The following is an 18223-nucleotide window of genomic DNA, read 5'->3' as shown; positions in this document are numbered from 1 at the left end:
CATGCCCTCCGTCATCCTGCGCGCCGCCACGCCGGTCTTGATGGTGCTCCTGATCATCGTCTCGATCTACGCGCTCCTCCGCGGTCACAACGAGCCCGGGGGCGGGTTCCTCGGCGGGCTCATCATCGCAGCGGCGTTCTCGCTCCACATCCTCGCTCACGACGTCCCCTCGACGCGGCAGCTGCTCCGCGTCGCGCCCCAGACGCTCATGGGGCTCGGGCTCTCGACGATCCTGCTCTCGGGCGTCGTCGGGCTCGTGGCCGGCGGATCCTTCCTGCAAGGCGTGTGGGCGACCGTCCCCGTGCCGGGGCTCGGCGACGTCGCGGTGGGGACGCCGGTGCTGTTCGACGTCGGCGTGTATGCCGCCGTGATGGGCATGGTGCTCATGATCCTCCTCATGGCCGCGGAGATGAGCTCATGACGGTGCTCCTCGCGATCGTCGTCGGCGGGCTCTATGCGTCGGGGCTGTTTCTCATGCTCCGGCGCAGCATCGTGAAGCTCGCCTTCGGCCTCGTGCTGCTCGGGCACGGGACGAACCTCCTCATCCTCACGGCAGCCGGCGTCGTCCGCGGCCGTCCCCCGCTGATCCCCGAGGGGGAGGGGGCCTTCCACGCGCCGCCGGCCGATCCCGTGGCCCAGGCGCTGATCCTGACGGCGATCGTCATCAGCTTCGCGGTCGTCGCGTTCGCCGTCGTCCTCCTTCATCGCGTACATCGGACGATGGGCAGCGACGACATCGACTCTCTCGAATCGACCCGCCCATGAAGGTGCTCCTCGTCCTACCCGTCCTCGTCCCCCTGGCCACGGCGGCCCTCTCGCTCCTCTCCTTCCGGCGCGTGGGGAGACAGCGCGCGCTCGGGCTCGTCGGGAGCGTCCTTCAGCTCACCGTCGGTATCGCCTTGCTCCGCGCCGTGCACCGGGGAGGCATTCAATCGACCCAGCTCGGGGGCTGGCCCGCGCCGTACGGCATCACCTTCGTGGTCGACCTCTTCTCCGCGCTGATGGTCCTGCTCTCGGGCGTCATCGCGGTCGTCACGTCGATCTACTCCCTGTCGGACATCGACCGCGGACGGCGGGCGCACGGGTTCTACCCGCTCATGCACGCGCTCCTCATGGGGACGAACGGGGTCTTCGTCACCGGCGACCTCTTCAATCTGTATGTCTGGTTCGAGGTGACGCTGATCGCGTCCTTCGTCCTCCTGGTGCTCGGCAACGAGCGGCCGCAGATGCAGGGCGCGATCAAGTACGTCGCGATGAACCTGATCTCGAGCGCCCTGTTCCTCACCGGCCTCGGCATCCTCTACGGATCCGTGCACGCCCTCAACATGGCCGACCTCTCGCTCAAGCTGCCGAGCCTCGCGCCGCCGATCCGGTTCACCCTCGCGATGATCTTCCTCGTCGCGTTCGGCATCAAGGCCGCTGTCTTCCCCCTCTTCTTCTGGCTGCCGGACTCGTATCACACGCCCCCCGTGACGGTCACCGCGCTGTTCGCGGGGCTCCTGACGAAGGTGGGTGTCTACGCCCTCGTGCGTAGCTTCACCCTCCTTTTCGTGGGCGACGGGGAAGCCACCCACGCGCTCCTCCTCGGGATCGCGGCCTTCACCATGGCCGTCGGCGTGCTCGGCGCGGTGTCCCACCGGGAGGTCCGGCGGATCCTCGCGTTTCACAGCGTGAGCCAGGTCGGCTACATGGTCATGGGCCTCGGCCTGTTCACGCTGTCGTCCCTCTCGGGGGCGATCTTCTTCGTCCTGCACCACGCCATCATCAAGTCGAACCTCTTCCTCATCAGCGGGATCATGCGATCCGATGGGAAAGACGTTTCCCTCGACCTCCAGGGCGGGCTCCTCGCGCGGAGCCCCGGGCTCTCCGCCTGCTTCCTCGTCACGGCCCTCTCCCTCGCCGGCATGCCGCCCCTGTCGGGTTTCTGGGCCAAGCTCATCCTGGTGCGATCGGGGCTCGAGGTCGGCTCGCGAGGGGCCGCGGCCGTCGTCGCCACGAGCCTCGCCGTCGGCCTCGTCACCCTCATTTCGATGACGAAGATATGGAACGAGGCCTTCTGGAAGACCGCGCCCGCCGAGGCCGACCTCGCCCCGCGCGAGAGCGGGGCGCGGCGTCGCGCGCTCCTGTACGTGCCAGTCGTCCTCTTGACCGCGCTGGGCGTCACGCTCGGAATGGCGCCCGAGCCGCTCCTCGCTGTCGTCCAGCGGGCCGCCGCGCAGCTCGCCGATCCGACCGAATACGTGCGCGCCGTGCTGGGGGAGGGTCGCCCATGAGAGCCCTCGTCCTCAATCTGTTCCTGGCGATCGTCTGGGTGGGCCTGACCGGCCGCGCCACCGCAGGGGGCCTCGTCTTCGGCTTCCTCGTCGGGTACCTCTTGCTCCTCTGGCTCCGGCGCCTGATCGGCCCCACGACCTATTTCGAGAAGCTGCCAGGGGTGCTGTCGTTCATGCTCTTCTATGCGAAAGAGATGGTGCGGGCGAACCTCAGGGTCGCCCGCGACGTCATTTCGATCAGGCGAAAGAGCCGACCCGGCATCGTCGCGGTCCCCCTGGATCTGACGACCGATCTCGAGATCACCGTGCTGACGATCCTCCTCGCCCTGACGCCCGGCACCTTTGGCCTCGACGTCTCGGGCGACCGCACGGTCCTCTTCGTCCATGCGATGTTCGTGGACAGCGCCGACGCGCTGCGCGCGACCATCAAGAGCGACCTCGAGCGCCGCGTGAAGGAGCTCTTCCGATGACCCCGCTCTTGCTCGTCGCGATCGCCGTCGTCACGGTGGCGTTCGTCGTCGCGTTCATCCGCCTCCTGCTCGGGCCGAGCCTGCCCGACCGCGTGGTCGCCATGGACCTCATGGCGACGGTCGGCAGCGGGGGCATCGCCCTCTACGCGATGGTGACCGACCACGGCGTCCTCCTCGACGCGGTGATGGTGCTGTCGCTCATCTTTTTCCTCGGCACCATCGCGTTCGCGCACTACCTCGAGCGGCAGGGGGAGACGTCGTGATCCTCGAGTTCGTCGAGGGCGCGCTCCTCGTCGTCGGATGCATCTTCATGCTGCTCGCGGCCGTGGGCATCCTGCGCATGCCGGACCTGTTCACGCGACTCCAGGTGACATCGAAGGCCTCGGTGTTCGGGATGACATGCATCATCTCGGCCTCCGCCCTTCATTTCTACGACCCGGCCGTCACCACCCGGGCCATCGTCATCATCGCGTTCGTTGCGCTGACGATGCCGGTGGCGACGCACTTGCTCGCTCGCGCAGGTTACACGACCAACACGCCCCTCTCGCCGGAGACCGTGGTGAACGAGCTCGCGGCGCATTACGATCCAGCGACCCACACCCTCGCCGGCACAGAGCCGAGGACCCGCACGTTCGAGCTCGCGCCCGGGGCCGCCGTCGTCGGCAAGCGTATCGCCGAGCTCGGCCTGCCTGCCGGCGTGCTCATTCGCGCGATTCACCGGGAGGGCGGGACCGTCGTGCCCCGAGGGCAGACAATCCTCGAGGCCGGCGACAGGCTCGAAGTGCTCGTGGAGCCGGCAGAGCTCGGCCGCGTGCGCGAGATCTTCGAGGCCTAGCACCACAGCCGCACCTCGACGCCCCCGGCGGTCGGCGGGCAGGCGTGTTTGCCAGGCTCGTCATCCTCTCTTATCCTATGCAGTTCGTCCGCTTGCGCCGCTTCCATGCGGCGAGCCGGGACGAAGGGGGGTTGTAATGAACAGAAAGATGCTGGTCGCCGGGTCGCTCCTCGCTCTCACGGGGTGTGCTGGGAACGTGGACGCTCCCGGCGCAGGCGGAACCGACGACCCGGACGAGCTCGAGACGGCGCCCGGGCCGCTCCGGGCGGGTGACGTCATCGCGTATGCGGCCGAGACGTCCCACCCTTACGCTGGTGGCTGGAAGCAGGCGATCACCTCGCCGGGCGCCATGTTCGTGCGCGTGCACTTCAACGACTTCTCTCTCGCGAAGGGCGATTATGTCACCGTCTCGAGCCCCGACGGCGCGCAGTCGTTCCGATACGAGGACCGCGGCCCGAACGGGGACGGCGACGTCTGGGCGTTCGCCATCGACGGAGATACGGCGATCGTCGAGCTGCACAGCAGTACCGGCGGTGGCCACGGGTTCTCGATCGCGGACATCGGCCACGGGACGATCGCGCTCGCTCCGGAGCCTTTGATGTCGGGCGAGGCGACGCCGCACAGCGTCTCCCTCGCGAGGAGGCCCGGCGGAGGTACGCCGGATATCGTGTGTGCCTCGGAGGGTCGCGAGAACATCGCGTGTCACAGCGAGCTCAACGACCAGCAGGGACCTGTGGCGCGGCTGAGCTTCGTGAGAGACGGGGGCATGTACCTGTGCACGGGTTGGCTGATCGCCGGGTCGAACGACAACACGCTCATCACCAACAACCACTGCATCAGCACCCAGGTCGAGACGGCAAGCCTCGAAGCCCGCTTTGGCTATCAGAACACGACCTGCTCGGGCCCGGTGACGGCAGGCGTGAGCGTCAGGGGCGGCTCCCTCCTCAAGACGAATAGCCGGACCCGCGCCCGCTCCAGAGGCGGCCTCGATTACACGCTGATCACACTGCTGGCGCCGAACGACTTCGAGGAAACCTGGGGCAAGCTCATCCCGACGACGGCGGCGCCCAGCGTCGGCGACCACATCAACTTCATTCAGCACCCGGGCGGGAGGCCGAAGCAGATCGGCTACTGGAGGGATGCGGCGCATACCCTCCGCTGCCAGATCGACGCGATCGATCAGACCTACTCCGGCACGCTCTCTGGATCGCAGATCGGCTACTCGTGCGACAGCGAAGGGGGCTCTAGCGGGTCGCCGATCATCGACGCCGTGTCGGGCAACGTGGTCGGCCTCCACCACCTCGCCGACGTCAATTGGTTCAACTGCCGGAACGGGGGAACAGAGATGTCCGCTATCTGCGCTGACGCCGGCAGCCTCATCAGCTGCGTCGACGATTGATTCGGGCGAAGGCCTGTGGTGCCCCTGACAAATCCCTCGTATTGTTGGCATTTTTAGCGGGGAATTGAACAAGAGGCGGGGAGACGGGAGATGGGTGGGATCTCACTCCCCGTCTCCTCGCCTCCCTGTGAATTCTCCCGAAAAATTCGAGGGGATGCTCCAGGTCGCGTCCCTGTCGCTCCAGGCGAAGGGCGCCAGTGTCGAGCGCCGCGAGGCCGGTCGCCCCCCGAACCGCGGTCAGGCGACGGCGGCGATCGTGCGCGCCAGGCGCCGTGTTAAGCGTCGCCGCACCATGCAGGCGCCCGACACCGATCCCCCCCCGCCCTCGGAGCCGCTCCAGGACAGCGCCCCCCCGGCCGAATCCCCCACGCTCGCCAGCCGCGGCGCTGCCTCCCGGCGCCCGCACGCGCGCCGCTGGGCGGTCGGGCTGCTCAGCGCCCTGCACGCCCCCGTCTTCGCCTGGGCCGCGCTCTCCCTCCCCTTCCGGCCGTGGACGCTCTTCGCCGTCGTCACCGCCGCGCTCGCGCTGCTCCACGCCGTGACCGCCGTCCTCTCGCTCCTCCCCCACCCGCTCGCGCCGCGCGCCTTCCGCGCGACGTCGTTCTGCTCGCTCGGCTACCTCGCCTTCCTGAGCTTCGGGCTCCTCTCCTCCGCCGTCTACGTCGCCTCGCTGAACCGCGGCCTCGGCACCGGCATCGCGGCGGCGCTGCTCGCGGTCTGGGCGGTCGTCGCGCTCCTCACGCTGCCGTTCGCGTGCTGGGGCGTCGCCTCGACCGGCGGCCTCCGCCTGCTCCGCGCGAAGCGCCGGCCCTCGCCCGCGCTCTCCGCGCTCGCCGCGCTGGTCGTCCTGGCCGCCCTCTCGCTGCTCTTCCGCCACCGCGTCGCCAAGGCCGACGTCGTGCCCGTGCCGGGCGGCGCGCCGTCGCGCACCGGGGCGGCGCTGCGCGAGGCGCTCTCTTCCTTCGACGCGCTCCCGCCGCCGCCGGCCAAGGCGCCCTCGCTCATGACCACGGCGCCGGCCGCGTGCGCCGCGCCCCCGGAGCCCGACCGGCCCACCCTCGTCGTCACCCACCTCGCCCCCGGCCGCGACCCCGAGCGCGCCGCCGTCGCGACCCGCTGCCTCCAGCCCGCGCCGGGCGAGGACGCCGCGGCTGCGCTGCGCGGCGCGCTCGCCGAGGCCCTGCGCGGCCCGCTCAAGATCGACGTCGTCTCGGCCGCGCAGCCGCTCGCCTCCCCCGGCCCCGGCCTCGACGGGCTGTCGCTGCGCCCCGGGCTCGACGGCCTCTGCCTCGCGGAGCGGTGCCTCATGCCGTGGCAGCTCATCGCGCTCGACGCGTTCAACACGAACGCGCCGCTGGCCGGCGTCCCCGACTTCCGCTTCGGCGTGGACTTCGCGGTCCTGCGCCGCGCCCTCGGCGAGCCCGAGCCGCCCGGCGGCCACACCGCCGGCGGCGCCGCGCTCCGGGACGGCCTCGTGCGGATCGAGACGCTCAGCTACGCCGTCGACGCCGAGGGCGCGCTCCACCTCCTGTCGCGGATCGGAGAGCCGTCGGTCCCGCTCACCGAGGCGACCGCGCAGCAGGCGGCGGCCGCGGCCCAGCGCTACATCCTCGGCGCGCAGCGGAAAGACGGCATGTTCCGCTACATCGTCGACCCGTTCACCGGGCGCGCGTCGTTCGACGGGTTCTCGATCGCGCGGCAGGCCGGCACGACGCTCGCCCTGTGCGAGCTCGGGGTCGGCGCCGAGGGCGTGCCCACGTCGCCGGAGCTCGCGAAGGTGGTGCAGCGCTCGCTCGGGCTGCTCGCGAAGCTCGAGCGCAGGGCCGGCGAAGGCAACGCCGTCGGCGCGCTCTTCTACCCCAAGGACAGCCCCGGGACGATCGCGGGCCTCAACCCCACGGCGCTGAGCCTTGTCACGTTCCTCTCGTGCCGCGACGGCGTCCACAAGGCGCGCACGCACGACGCGCTCATCGGGCGGCTCGCCCGGATGGTGCTCGCCACGCAGCGGGACGACGGCGGGTTCGCGCCGCAGCTCGACCTCGCGCGCGTCGCGCCCGTCCTCGGCCCGACGCAGCTCTACGAGGGAGGCCAGTCGGTGCTCGCGCTGACGCTGCTCGAGGCGCTCGCCGCCCGCGAACCGAGCCCCGAGCTCCCGCCCGCGGCCGCCGTGCGCGCCGCCGTCGATCGCGCCATGGACTACTACGCGAACCGCTACTGGGACCATTTCGCCAGTGATTTCGTGTATATGGAGGAGAACTGGCACTGCCTCGCGGCGCGCGCGGCGCTCGGGCACCACCGCCGCGACGACTACGAGCGGTTCTGCCTCGACTACGTGGCGTTCAAGTCGCGGCTCGTGCTCGACGAGGACAGCGGGGTGACGCCCGATCTCGTGGGAGGGTACGGGTTCGGCAACGTGCTGCCGCCGCACAACACGGCGACGGCGGGGTTCGGCGAGGCGCTGGCCGCGGCGATGGCGGTCAAGGAGGCGCGCGGCGAGGACCTCGCGCCCGATCAGGCGCTGATGCGGCGGGTGCTCGGGTTCCTCGTGCGGCAGCAATGGTCGCCCGCGACCTGCTTCGCCTGCAGCCCCGACGTGGTCATCGAGGGCGGCTTCAGCGAGAGCATGGCGTCTCCCCGGATCCGCATCGATTACGTGCAGCACGCCTGGGCCGCGCTCGGCCACGGGGGCCGGATGCTCGGGCTCGTGCCAGGGCGGAGCGCGCCGGCGGCGGGGCCTCTGTGAGCGCGGGCGGCGAGGGAGAGGCCGTCGCGAGCGCTGGCGCCGGCGGTGGACCGAGCCCGCGGGGCGGCCCCGTGGGCGCCGGGGCCGGCGGTGGATCGAGCCCGCGCGGGGCCGCTCGCTTCGGCGAGCGCCGGGCGTACGCGTACGGCGTGACCGCCGCGTTCCTGCTCCTCATGCTCGCCCCGCTGTTCCGCCGCCCACCGGTGGACAGCTTTCCGCTGTCCACCTACCCGATGTTCTCGTGGGGCCGCCACGACGCGCGGACCGCCGTGGAGCGCGCCGTCGGCGTGGACTCCCGGGGCGGGCGGCGGCCGATCCCGCCGCGCCTCGTGGGCAGCGAGGAGGTGCTGCAGGCCAAGGCCACGCTGGCGCAGAGCATCCGTCAGGGCGCCCGCGCGGCCCGCGCGCTCTGCCGCGGCATCGCGGCGCGCGTCGCGGCGCAGGACGGCTACGCGGATGTCGTCGCTGTCGAGATCCGGACCGACACCTTCGATGCCGTCGCCTTCTTCGAGGGGCAGGAGGCCCCGATCGACTCCAGGCTCCACGCGACGTGCAAGGTGGGCGCGCGATGAGGCGGCTCCTTGCGCGGTTCGACCGCGCCTTCTTCGCGGAGGCGCCCGCCGAGCGGCTCGCGCTCTTGCGGCTCCTGGTCGGCGGCTTCGCCCTCGTGTACCTCTGCGTCCGCGCGGTGCACTTCCAGCGGGTGAGCCACCTGCCCCCGGAGAGCTTCAGGCCCGTCGGCGTGGTCTCGGTGCTGTCCGCGCCGCTCCCCCTCTGGGCGGTACAGAGCCTCCTTGGCGCGGCGATCGCCGCCGGCGCGGCGTTCGTGGCGGGCTACCGGTTCCGCGTCGCGGGGCCCGCCTTCGGCGCGCTCCTGCTCTGGGTGCTGAGCTACCGGAGCTCCTGGGGCATGGTGTTCCACACCGAGAACCTCCTCGCGCTCCACGTCATCGCGCTCGGCCTCGGGGCCGCGGCGGACGCGCACTCGCTCGACGCGCGCGCGGCGCGCCGCGCCGGCACCCAGGCGCCGGCGCCGGACGGCCGCTATGGCTGGCCGATCCGGCTGCTCTGCGCGATCACGGTGATGTCGTATTTCATCGCCGGGGTCACGAAGCTCCGGAACAGCGGCCTCGACTGGGCGACGAGCGACATCCTCCGCAACTACATCGCTTACGACAACGTCCGGAAGATCGCGCTCGGCGACACGCACTCCCCGCTCGGCGGCGCGCTCGTCCGCTACGGGTTCCTGTTCCCGCCCCTCGCGCTCGCCAGCCTGGCCATGGAGCTCGGCGCGCCGCTCGCCCTGTTCAGCCGGCGCGTCGCGGTCGTCTTCTGCGGCGCCGCCTGGCTCTTCCACCTCGGCGTGCTGCTCACGATGGCGATCCTGTTCCCGTACCCGCTGCTCGGCGTGGCGTTCGCCGGGTTCTTCGAGCTGGAGAAGATACGCGATCTGAGGCGCCCGCGCCGCGTGAACGCAGCCATCGGGGACGGGAGGCCGTGAGGGGCGCTCCCGGGCTCGCGCGCCGCTACGAGGGCTCGATCGGCTCCTCGTCGAACGGCTCGCAGACGAGATAGACCTTCTTCCCGCTCGGATGGATCGCGAGCGTCGCGTAGCGCGGGCAGGCGAAGCACTCCCGCGCGTCCACCGTCGCCGCCCGCCGCGGGCAGCGCACCCTCCGTGGCTCGGTGCCACCCCCCTCGACCTCGATCCACACCAGCTTGTCCGATTCTTCCAGATGACAGGCCATGGCGACCTCCTCCCGCGGCCATCCGCCGATGAAAGGCGGTTTGCAATCATCGAGCCGGAAGACGTCGACCCGCGGCGCCGCCATGGCGAGCCGCCAGGACCGCACCCGGATCGCGCCTGTTGCCGTCGATTCCCATGCTTCTTCACGGCTCCTCACGCCGTCGCTCGGCGGCGGGGCGGGCTGCTGCTCCTCACCTCGGGTTCCGGGGCGCACGCCCTGCGCCGAGAGGCGCGCGGAATGCATCCGCGATGACACGAGGAACGGGCCGTGCCGCGCCGGCTGGCCCACGCCTCGGCGAAGCGCATGGCGCACCCCTTGCTGCGTCGTACGTGCTGCGGTGGAGGCCGCAGCGCTCTTCACAGGGGGTCGCGATGGCAGACTGGCTCGTCGTGCTGCTGGCGGCTGCTGGAGGCGTCGTGGCGTTGATCGTCGGGACGAGAAGCCTGCTCGCCCGGCGGCATTACCACACCTCGGAGACCACCCTGGTCTGTCCACGGACCGGGGCTCCCGTGCGGTGCCGACTTGTCGTCGACGGCCGCTCCGAGGAGCCCGTCGAGGTCGCACACTGCTCGCTTCTCCCCGGCGGGCGGCCCACGTGCGAGCAGGACTGTGTGAAGCTCCTGAACCTGGGCATCCGGCTCGCGCCCGTCGAGCCAGCGCGTCCACCACGAACGCACGAGCGCCCTGACGCGGGCGAGCCCGGCGCCGGCGAGGAGCCCGGCCCGCCCTCGCCCTGATGGGACCAGGGGCTCGTGGCGCGCAAGGCGTGCGCCGCCCCGCACTCCCTGCATCGCGCAGCGCGCCGGCCGGCCCGCCGCCGCCCGGGAGCCGTGATGGCATATCGCGTGCTGTCATGGCCGGAACCATGGCTTTCCAGATACCGAAGATGACGACCCGCTCCTCGGCCAACCTGCCGATCGCGATGGTCCTCCTGGGGACTGGCTCCCTGCTGTGGATCCGCGCCGCGCTGCGCACGCCGGGCGCGCTGGACATGACCCCCAGCGTCGACGGCTGCCTCACGGTGGGGATCGTCGGCGTGCTGCTCGCGCTGCTTCACGGCGTCACGTACCCGACAGCGCTCCTGTCGATCGCGGCCCCGATCGCCCTCGTGCAGCTCCTCGCCACCGGGGGTTCGGGCTCCGCTTTCCTGCCCGTGCTGGGGATCGAGCTCACCGCGCTCGGCCTCTTCGGCCTGCCGCTCTCCCGGCTGCCTCGCCGCCGCCCTGCTGCGACGGCGCCGGCCCGCTCGCTGAGCGCGGCGCACCCGTCGCCCTCGTGAGCAGCCAGCCGCTTGCGGGTTGATCGACGCGCCGCGGTGTCGCCGCGGCGAGGCTTACCAGGCGTCGCTCCGGCCCCGCGCGAGCGGGGCCTTCGCTTTCGCCGCGGATCAGAACTCGAACTTGTCGAACGAGTTCAGGTCCTTGCACGCGTCCACGAGGCGCGCCGCCACGCCCTTCTCGCCGAGGTGGAGCCAGCCGCGCGGGTCGATGTACTTCTTGTTGGGCTTGTCCTCGCCCTCGGGGTTGCCGAGCTGCGACTTCAGGTAGGCGCCCTTGTCGTCCATGTACTTCTTGATGGGCTGCGTGAAGGCCCACTGCGTGTCCGTGTCGATGTTCATCTTGATGACGCCGTACGACACCGCCTCGCGGATCTCCTCGCGCGACGAGCCGGAGCCGCCGTGGAACACGAAGTCGACAGGCTTCGGGCCCGTCTTGCGCTCCTTCTGGATCGCGTCCTGGGAGTTCTTCAGGATGGGCGGCCGGAGCTGCACGTTGCCCGGCTTGTAGACGCCGTGCGTGTTGCCGAACGACGCGGCGATCGTGAAGTTGCCGATCGGCTTCAGCGCGTCGTACGCGGCGAGCACCTCCGCGGGCTGGGTGTACAGCTTGGAGTTGTCGATGCCGCTGTTGTCGACGCCGTCCTCCTCGCCGCCCGTGACGCCGAGCTCGATCTCGAGCGTCATCTTGAGCGCCGCCATCTGCCGCAGGTACTTCTGGCAGATCTCGAGGTTCTCGTGGAGCGGCTCCTCGGACAGATCGAGCATGTGAGAGGAGAACAGGGGCTCTCCGTTCTTCTCGAAGAACTTCTTGCCGTGCTCCAGCAGGCCGTCGATCCACGGCAGGAGCTTCTTCGCGGCGTGATCGGTGTGCAGGATGACCGGCACGCCGTAGGCCTCGGCCAGGTTCCGCACGTAGTGCGCGCCCGCGACGGCGCCCGCGATGGCGGCCTTCTCACCCTTGTTGTCGAGGAACTTGCCGCCGAAGAAGTGGGCGCCGCCGTTCGAGAACTGGATGATGATGGGGCACTTGGCCTCTCGGGCCGCCTGGAGCGCGGCGGTCGTGCTGTGCGAGCCGATCACGTTCACGGCCGGCAGCGCACACTCGACGCTCTTCATGTACTCGAACAGCTCCTGAAGAGCGGAGCCAGTGATCACGCCGGGCTTGAGCTTCATCTTGGACATGGCACCTTGAATCCTTGTTCCTTGCTCGGGTCTCGCCCGAGCATGCAACGCGGCGAAGGAAAGCGGAAGGGTGGATCGGATCCGCAGGGCGGGCGGGTCCGGGTACCATCGCCAAAGCCCAGGGAGCAAGCGGTTTCTCCGCTGGCTTCACGGTGGAATGATCACCCCACGGCGAGCTTGCCCTCGCCGAGCAGCCGCCCGGAGATCCGCATGCAGGCCTCACCCATGTCGCCCGAAGAGCTCCTCGCATCCCTCGCGGAGGCCGCGCAGGGCCTGCTGTTCCCCAGCGAGTCCGATCACGAGCTGCGCCCGTTCCGGTCGCGCGGGGACGCGTCCTCGCCGGCCGCGCTTCTCGCGGCCGAGGGCCTCGGCGCGGCGACGCCGGTCGAGGTCACGACGGCGGGCGACCTCTTCGCGCCCGTGATCGACGTGCCCGGGGACGCCGGCGACGCGGCGCTGGCCGAGGCGGGGCGGTACCGGCGGCTCGTGGACCTGCTGGAGCGCCACCTGACCGACGTCCGGGTCTACCGCGTCGGGCGCGTCGCGATCGATGTCTACGTCGTCGGCCGCCATCCGTCGGGCGCGTGGCTCGGCCTCGTGACGAAGGTCGTCGAGACCTGAGCGCGCCGCTCAGCGACCGCCGGCGGGCCCGTCGTCGACGCGCGCCTCCAGCGTCCGCTGCGTGGCCTCGGGGAGGGCGGTCATGAGGTCGTAGCCCGCGCGCCGCTCGATCTCGTCCACCGTCGTCCGGTACTGCCCCCAGCCCTGATCGAGGATGCCCGTCTCGTTCGGCATCACCACCGCGATGACCCGCGTCGCCGGGCCGATGTCGCCGGGCCCCTGCCCCGGCTCGAGGACCACGGCGACCTTGAAGAACGCGTCCGGCACGGCGACGTCCTTGCCGATGGTGGCGGCCGGTCGCTCGCGCTCGTCGAAGAGGCCGCCGGCGATCAGGAACAGCACCCGCCGCTCCTTCTGCGCGAGCTCCTGGCACGCCTCCTCGAGCCTCAGCCACGGACCGGCGTTGAGCTCGTGCCGCTGCGGCAGGATGTTCGTGAGGAGGAACGTCGCCTTGTTGTCGTCGGGGTTCCGCGTCCGCTCCTCGGAGCGGACCATGTGGCCTCGATCGAAGCCGGAGCCGGTGTAGTCGTCGTGCTGCACGCGGTACCAGCCGTCGGGCAGCGCGCTGTCGGCCAGGAATTTGCCCCGATGGCGGGGCGCGTCCCCGAACGACGCGGCGTCGAGCCGCCAGCCGACCCAGTTCGCCACGTTCCTGGAGCGGTTGTAGGAGAGGGCGTACTGGGGCTTGATCATCAGGTGATCGTCGGACGCGTCGGCCCGCGCGGCGCGCGCTCCCGTGCGGGCCGGGACGCCGAGCTCGAGATGCGGGCTCGGCGCGGGCGGGCGCGAGGAGGGCGCGTCCTTCGGCGGAGCGCCCTTCGGCGGCGAGGCGCTGCCGGATCGGCCGGGCGTCGGCGATGGCCTGGAGGGGCGGTCGCCGCCGAGGTCGAGGCCGAGCTCCTCGAGCACGCGCTCGAGGCCGCACTTGACCCCCACCGCGCTGAGCCCGGTCACGAGGAGCGCGACGAGCACGCGCGAACCCCAGGACTTCTGTTGTCGCTTCCTGTTCGAGCCCACGTCGACGCTGCCAGTTATCTACGGCAGGGACGGCGCGGTCGTCCAGCGCGACCTCGGCGAGGCGAGCAGCGCTCGGCCCGAAAGGCGCGTCGGTACGTTTTGCTTGAGCGTGCCGCCGCGACTCTCCATGGTTTCCGGAGCGCCGATGGAGGAGCCGGAGCACAGCGATCTGCGACGCCGGACGACGCGCGGCTCCGCGGCCGTCGCGGTGGCCGCGGCGACCGGCGCCCTCGTGGCCTTCACCGACGGCGAGGCCACGGCGGCTCCCGCGCAGGAGCAGGCGCCCGCGGCGGCCACGCAGGGCGCCCGGGTCACGATGCCGTCGCCGCTCGGCCCCACCGAACCGCCTTACCCGCCCGGCGGCGTCGGCGATGCGACCGTGGTCGCCCGTATCACGGTGTACGCGGACGGCACCGTGGGCGCGGTCGAGGTGGAGGGCGAGGAGCCGTTCGCGAGCGCGGCCGCGCGCGCGGCGCCGTCGTGGCGGTTCGAGCCCGCCCGGCGCGACGGGCGGCCCATCGGCGCGCGCATCCTGTTCCCCGTGAAGTTCCGCGATCCTCGCGCCGCGACGCCGGCCGCGCCTCCTGCGGCGCCCGCCGGGCCCGCGCCGCCCCGCGGGAGCGTCGCGGCGGTGCCGCCCTCACCGCCGGCTGCCGCGCAGGCCATCGACGTGGTGGTGGTGGGCGAACGCGCGGCGCCGATGACGACCTCGATGACGCGCGAGGAGGTTCGCCAGGTGCCCGGCGCGTTCGGCGATCCTTTCCGCGCGATCGAGGCGATGCCCGGCGTGACGCCCATCGCGTCCGGCGTGCCGTACTTCTTCGTGCGCGGCGCGCCGCCGGGCAACGTCGGCTACTTCATCGACGGCGTGCGCGTCCCGCTGCTCTATCACGTGGCGCTCGGCCCCAGCGTGATCCACCCGGCGCTCGTCGAGCGGGTCGATCTCTACCCCGGCGGCTTCCCGGCGCGCTTCGGGCGCTACACCGGCGGCGTCATCGCCGGCGAGACCCGGGAGCCGGCGCGCCTGCTCCACGGCGAGGCCAACCTCCGGCTCTTCGACGCGGGCGCCCTTGTCGAGGCGCCGTGGGCCGACGGCCGCGGCACCGCGCTCGTCGGCGGGCGCTACGCGTACCCGGGCGCGCTCCTCGCGCTCTTCTCGCCCGGCATCGAGCTCGGCTACTGGGACTACCAGGCGCGCGTCACCTACGACGCCTCGCCGTACGACCGGGTCGGCCTCTTCGCCTTCGGATCGCACGACTACCTCGCCCAGATCGAGGACGACGGCGACACGGACGTGGTGCTCGCCGGCGACTTCCACCGGCTCGACCTCCGCTACGACAGGTTCTTCGCGCGCGGCGGCCGCCTCCGGCACGCGATCACGCTCGGCCACGAGGAGAGCGAGAACCAGGACGGGGAGCGGGCCGGGCGCGCCCGCCTCCTCGGCGCGCGCGTGGAGCTGTCCGCGCCGGTCTCCGACCGGCTGACGGTGCGCGCCGGCGCCGACGCACAGCTGGAGCGGTTCGACATCGACATCCGCGAGAACGACGGCGACTTCCCGACCCGGAACGACAGGGCGCTCGCGCGCCTCTTCACGAGCCGGGAGGACCTCGCCGCGGGGCTCTGGGCCGACGTCGTCGTCCGCGCCGCGCCCGGGTTCGAGGTGGTCCCAGGCCTGCGCGGCGACCTCTTCGCGTCCGGCGGCGCGACGAGGGCCACGGTGGATCCGCGGCTCGCGACGCGGCTGCAAGCGACCCCGCGCGTCGCCCTGCTGAGCGCCTTCGGCGTGACCCACCAGCCGCCGAGCTTCCTCGGCGCGGTGCCCGGCCTGCAGGTGGGCAGCCTGCGCGGCGGCGTGCAGACGGGGCTGCTGGCGAGCGCCGGCGTCGAGCTCCGCCTCCCCGGGGAGATCAAGGCCACGATCACCGGGTTCCGGAGCGGCTTCTTCGACCTGAGCGACGCCCTCGGCAACCGGCCTCCCGGCACCGACGCTGGCCTCGCGCAGCGGGCCGAGCTGCGCGGCGACGGCAGCACCCATGGGCTGGAGATCCACGCCCACCGCAGCCTGTCGAAGCGCATCGGAGGGTTCGTGTCCTACACCCTCTCCCGCTCCGTCCGCCATGTCGGCCGGGAGAGCTTCGACTCGGCGTTCGACCGCCGCCATGTGCTCAACATGGCGGCCGCGGTCGACGTGGGCCGCGGCTGGAAGCTCGGGGGCAGGGCGGTGTTCTACAGCGGCATTCCCATGACGGTCGATTACGACCTCTGGGACAACGACGGCGTCGACGGGCAGCGCCCGGATGGCAACGACGACCGCCCCGACACGGAGCAGGACATCCGGCGCCGCGAGCAGCTGCGCGAGCGGATCGCCCAGGTGGTCCGCCGGCTGAGCCTGCCGGAGCGGCTGCCGGCGTTCTTCCGGCTGGACCTGCGGCTCGAGAAGCGGTGGATCCTCCGCGAAGGACGGACCCTCTCGCTCACGGTCGAGGTGCTCAACGCCACCGCAGGAAAAGAGACGCTGCAATACGAGTGCTCGCTCCTGCGCGGATGCGAGCCGGAGACGCTCGGACCCATCATCCTACCGAGCATCGGCGCCGAAGCGACCTTCTGAGCGGCATTGACGTCATCGCGCCACGAGCAGCGCTCGCGTTCACCAGGGGCGCCGCGGCTGCGCGCCCGCGCCGCGCCGAGGATCGCCGGGATCACCCGCGGGGGCGCGATCGCCCGTGCACCTGCGAGCACAGTGCAGCAGAGCCACAAAAATCCCATATCGATTCATCAAACGACTTCCGTGCCGCGATGGCGTCTCCTGGCCATGACGTCCGGCAAGAGCGATAAAGCACGGGGAGATTTGTTCGCCAGCACAGAAGTCGTCGTGATGACGCCTTCCCTGGCACATGTGCCGGGACCGGCAGCCGGCGTCACCCCCCGTGCAAATCATTGCGGCATCACGCAAAGACTCGTGCAGCGTCCACTCCTGACGACGGGCCGCGAGGGTCCGCGCGAGCCCACGGTCAACGCGCTGGATACCAATCAGCGCTCCGGAATGGCGGGGAACGGCGGCGCGGGCGGAGATCGTGCGCTATCCTGTTGACGTAGACGCTTTCTGGTCCAATGTTTGCGAACATGGCGTGGCGGCGCTGGAGCTGAGAGACCACGGGATATCGCACCGCGATAGACGTTGCCTCACCTCCAATCACCTGCCGTAACCATGAGGGTCAATTCATGAACTTGTATTATCGCGCACTCAGCACGGTACTCTTCTCGGCGACGCTCGCGGCCGCCGCGCTCTCTTCGGGCGATGCCGAGGCGTCGTCGTCGAGGCAGCCCACCAAGGTCGAGCGCCTGGTGTTCCCGGTGACCCTCTCCGACGGCAACACGTACGACGTCGTCGGCTACCTCTACTATCAGGGTCACGCCAAGTACCGCCCCCTTCAGGTGCTCGTCCACGGCCTGACCTACACGCACGAGTACTGGGATCTCCCGTCGTTCGGCGGACACGATTACTCCTATGCCCGGCACATGGCGAAGGAGGGATACGCCGTCCTGGCGCTCGACATGCTCGGGGCCGGAGAGAGCGGCCGGCCCGACGGCGACTCCCTCGACCTGGCCCAGACCGCCGACAGCGTCCATCAGATCATCACCGAGATGCGCACGCCGGGCGGCGTCTACAGGACGCCTTTCACGCGCGTCGCGCTCGTCGGTCACTCGAACGGCGCCATCATCAACACGTTCGTTCAGAGCACCTACAATGACGCCGATGTCCTCGTGAACACCGGTCTGGCCTTCACGCCGCACCCGATCCCGGTCCCCCCGGAGGGGATCTCCTCGCTGCTGCAGACGCCCTATATCGCGATCCCGCCGGAGATGCGCACCGCCATCTTCTACGACACCGCGAACGCGAACCCGGCGCTCATCGATTTTGACAACGCCACCATCGCCGACACGTTCACGCGCGGGCAGTTCCTGAGCCTCCTCGCCGTCTCCGAGGACCCGACGCTCGCCGGCATCGACGAGGTGACGAGCCCGGTGTTCATCCAGTTCGGGGAGACCGACGCGCTGCAGCCGGCGTCGTACGCGGACTCCGACGCGGCGCTCTATGCCAGCGCCGAGAGCGTCACGACCGCGATCGTCCCCGACACGGGCCATATCCTGAACGCCCATTACCGCGCGCGGGTCGGCTGGCAGCAGATCGACTGCTGGGTCCACCACAACATGGGCTGGTAGGGCGCGATCGGAGCCTCGGGCAGCGCCGCCTGCCCGGACCGCCGCGGCCGGCGGCCGCCGCCCTCCCTCGGCCGGGCGGCGGCGCGCAGGCTTGGCGGCCGCTGTCCGGAGCCTATGCTGCCCCCATGCGCGAACAGCTCGCCAAGACGCTCGGGGAGGTCTTCTGGACCGATCTCCGCACCCATACAGTGCGCGACGCGGTCATCGTCGTCGCCGCCGATCTCGATCTCCTGGACGTCGGCGAGGCCATGGCCGCGAACGACACGGCCGCGGTGGAGGCCTGGATCGCGGCCGGCAAGCTGACCAAGCCGACGGCCGCCGATCTCGCGCGCTGGCCGCAGCAGCACGATCTGCGCTTCCTGTCGCTCGTGGTCGCGCCGTTCGTGCTGATCCGCCGGCCGCCCTCGCCGCCGCCCTCTTGAGGCGCGCCGC

At 71.2% G+C, this 18223-nt stretch carries 19 protein-coding genes; 16 read left to right on the top strand and 3 right to left on the bottom strand.

The window, feature by feature from the left end:
- The first annotated feature begins 1 nt into the window (after position 1).
- The 10 genes from WME73_RS10805 (at position 2) to WME73_RS10760 (ending at position 9221) form a co-directional block, all read left to right on the top strand.
- Positions 2-421: a Na+/H+ antiporter subunit B gene (locus tag WME73_RS10805; protein WP_437745390.1), complete on the top strand. Its 420-nt coding sequence runs from the start codon at positions 2-4 to the stop codon at positions 419-421.
- Positions 418-765, top strand: a complete 348-nt coding sequence (locus WME73_RS10800) for a Na+/H+ antiporter subunit C (RefSeq protein WP_437745389.1) — start codon at positions 418-420, stop codon at positions 763-765. The genes WME73_RS10805 and WME73_RS10800 overlap by 4 nt, the downstream gene beginning before the upstream one ends.
- Positions 762-2273 (top strand): proton-conducting transporter transmembrane domain-containing protein, encoded by a 1512-nt coding sequence (locus WME73_RS10795; protein WP_437915603.1) that lies wholly within the window; start codon positions 762-764, stop codon positions 2271-2273. The genes WME73_RS10800 and WME73_RS10795 overlap by 4 nt, the downstream gene beginning before the upstream one ends.
- On the top strand, positions 2270-2743 hold the full coding sequence (locus WME73_RS10790) for a Na+/H+ antiporter subunit E (protein WP_437745387.1): 474 nt from the start codon (positions 2270-2272) through the stop codon (positions 2741-2743). The genes WME73_RS10795 and WME73_RS10790 overlap by 4 nt, the downstream gene beginning before the upstream one ends.
- Positions 2740-3006, top strand: a complete 267-nt coding sequence (locus tag WME73_RS10785; protein ID WP_437915602.1) for a monovalent cation/H+ antiporter complex subunit F — start codon at positions 2740-2742, stop codon at positions 3004-3006. Before WME73_RS10790 ends, WME73_RS10785 begins: the two co-directional genes overlap by 4 nt.
- Positions 3003-3578, top strand: a complete 576-nt coding sequence (mnhG, locus tag WME73_RS10780) for a monovalent cation/H(+) antiporter subunit G (RefSeq protein WP_437915601.1) — start codon at positions 3003-3005, stop codon at positions 3576-3578. The genes WME73_RS10785 and mnhG overlap by 4 nt, the downstream gene beginning before the upstream one ends.
- Before the next feature lie 136 nt (positions 3579-3714).
- A complete protein-coding gene (locus WME73_RS10775; RefSeq protein WP_437915600.1) occupies positions 3715-4977 on the top strand; it encodes a trypsin-like serine peptidase in 1263 nt (420 codons plus the stop codon).
- A gap of 127 nt (positions 4978-5104) precedes the next feature.
- On the top strand, positions 5105-7720 hold the full coding sequence (locus WME73_RS10770; RefSeq protein WP_437915599.1) for a hypothetical protein: 2616 nt from the start codon (positions 5105-5107) through the stop codon (positions 7718-7720).
- Positions 7717-8292 (top strand): hypothetical protein, encoded by a 576-nt coding sequence (locus WME73_RS10765; RefSeq protein WP_437745382.1) that lies wholly within the window; start codon positions 7717-7719, stop codon positions 8290-8292. Before WME73_RS10770 ends, WME73_RS10765 begins: the two co-directional genes overlap by 4 nt.
- Positions 8289-9221 carry an HTTM domain-containing protein gene (locus tag WME73_RS10760; protein ID WP_437745381.1) on the top strand — a complete coding sequence of 311 codons (933 nt, stop codon included), beginning with the start codon at positions 8289-8291 and terminating at the stop codon, positions 9219-9221. The genes WME73_RS10765 and WME73_RS10760 overlap by 4 nt, the downstream gene beginning before the upstream one ends.
- Positions 9222-9246: 25 nt before the next feature.
- Here the strand turns inward: WME73_RS10760 and WME73_RS10755 are convergent, their stop codons facing one another.
- Positions 9247-9468 carry a hypothetical protein gene (locus tag WME73_RS10755; protein ID WP_437745380.1) on the bottom strand — a complete coding sequence of 74 codons (222 nt, stop codon included), beginning with the start codon at positions 9466-9468 and terminating at the stop codon, positions 9247-9249.
- Positions 9469-9839: 371 nt separating this feature from the next.
- Between WME73_RS10755 and WME73_RS10750 the strand changes: the two genes are divergently transcribed.
- Both WME73_RS10750 and WME73_RS10745 read left to right on the top strand, forming a co-directional pair.
- Positions 9840-10205, top strand: a complete 366-nt coding sequence (locus tag WME73_RS10750) for a hypothetical protein (RefSeq protein WP_437745379.1) — start codon at positions 9840-9842, stop codon at positions 10203-10205.
- Between the two features lie 128 nt (positions 10206-10333).
- Entirely contained in the window at positions 10334-10747 is a 414-nt protein-coding gene (locus tag WME73_RS10745) for a hypothetical protein (RefSeq protein ID WP_437745378.1), read from the top strand.
- Positions 10748-10855: 108 nt separating this feature from the next.
- Here the strand turns inward: WME73_RS10745 and fbaA are convergent, their stop codons facing one another.
- On the bottom strand, positions 10856-11929 hold the full coding sequence (fbaA, locus tag WME73_RS10740; RefSeq protein ID WP_437551623.1) for a class II fructose-bisphosphate aldolase: 1074 nt from the start codon (positions 11927-11929) through the stop codon (positions 10856-10858).
- Between the two features lie 210 nt (positions 11930-12139).
- On the opposite strand from fbaA, the gene WME73_RS10735 reads away from it, so the two are divergent.
- Positions 12140-12550: a nuclease A inhibitor family protein gene (locus WME73_RS10735; protein WP_437745377.1), complete on the top strand. Its 411-nt coding sequence runs from the start codon at positions 12140-12142 to the stop codon at positions 12548-12550.
- A 9-nt stretch (positions 12551-12559) separates the two neighbouring features.
- On the opposite strand, the gene WME73_RS10730 is transcribed toward WME73_RS10735, so the two are convergent.
- Positions 12560-13522 (bottom strand): DNA/RNA non-specific endonuclease, encoded by a 963-nt coding sequence (locus WME73_RS10730; RefSeq protein WP_437915598.1) that lies wholly within the window; start codon positions 13520-13522, stop codon positions 12560-12562.
- 172 nt (positions 13523-13694) lie between these two features.
- Between WME73_RS10730 and WME73_RS10725 the strand changes: the two genes are divergently transcribed.
- The 3 genes from WME73_RS10725 to WME73_RS10715 all read left to right on the top strand — a co-directional run bounded on the left by WME73_RS10725 (position 13695) and on the right by WME73_RS10715 (position 18213).
- Positions 13695-16175, top strand: a complete 2481-nt coding sequence (locus WME73_RS10725) for a TonB-dependent receptor plug domain-containing protein (RefSeq protein WP_437915597.1) — start codon at positions 13695-13697, stop codon at positions 16173-16175.
- A 614-nt stretch (positions 16176-16789) separates the two neighbouring features.
- Positions 16790-17791 carry an alpha/beta hydrolase gene (locus tag WME73_RS10720; protein WP_437915596.1) on the top strand — a complete coding sequence of 334 codons (1002 nt, stop codon included), beginning with the start codon at positions 16790-16792 and terminating at the stop codon, positions 17789-17791.
- Positions 17792-17916: 125 nt separating this feature from the next.
- Entirely contained in the window at positions 17917-18213 is a 297-nt protein-coding gene (locus tag WME73_RS10715) for a DUF2288 domain-containing protein (protein ID WP_437745373.1), read from the top strand.
- Positions 18214-18223: the final 10 nt, after the last annotated feature.

The organism is Sorangium sp. So ce302, assembly GCF_051530145.1.
GTDB classification, from domain to species: Bacteria; Myxococcota_A; Polyangia; order Polyangiales; family Polyangiaceae; genus Sorangium; species Sorangium cellulosum_B.
The sequence above is the reverse complement of the archived record's forward strand: the minus strand, read 5'-3'. Positions and strand labels throughout refer to the sequence as shown.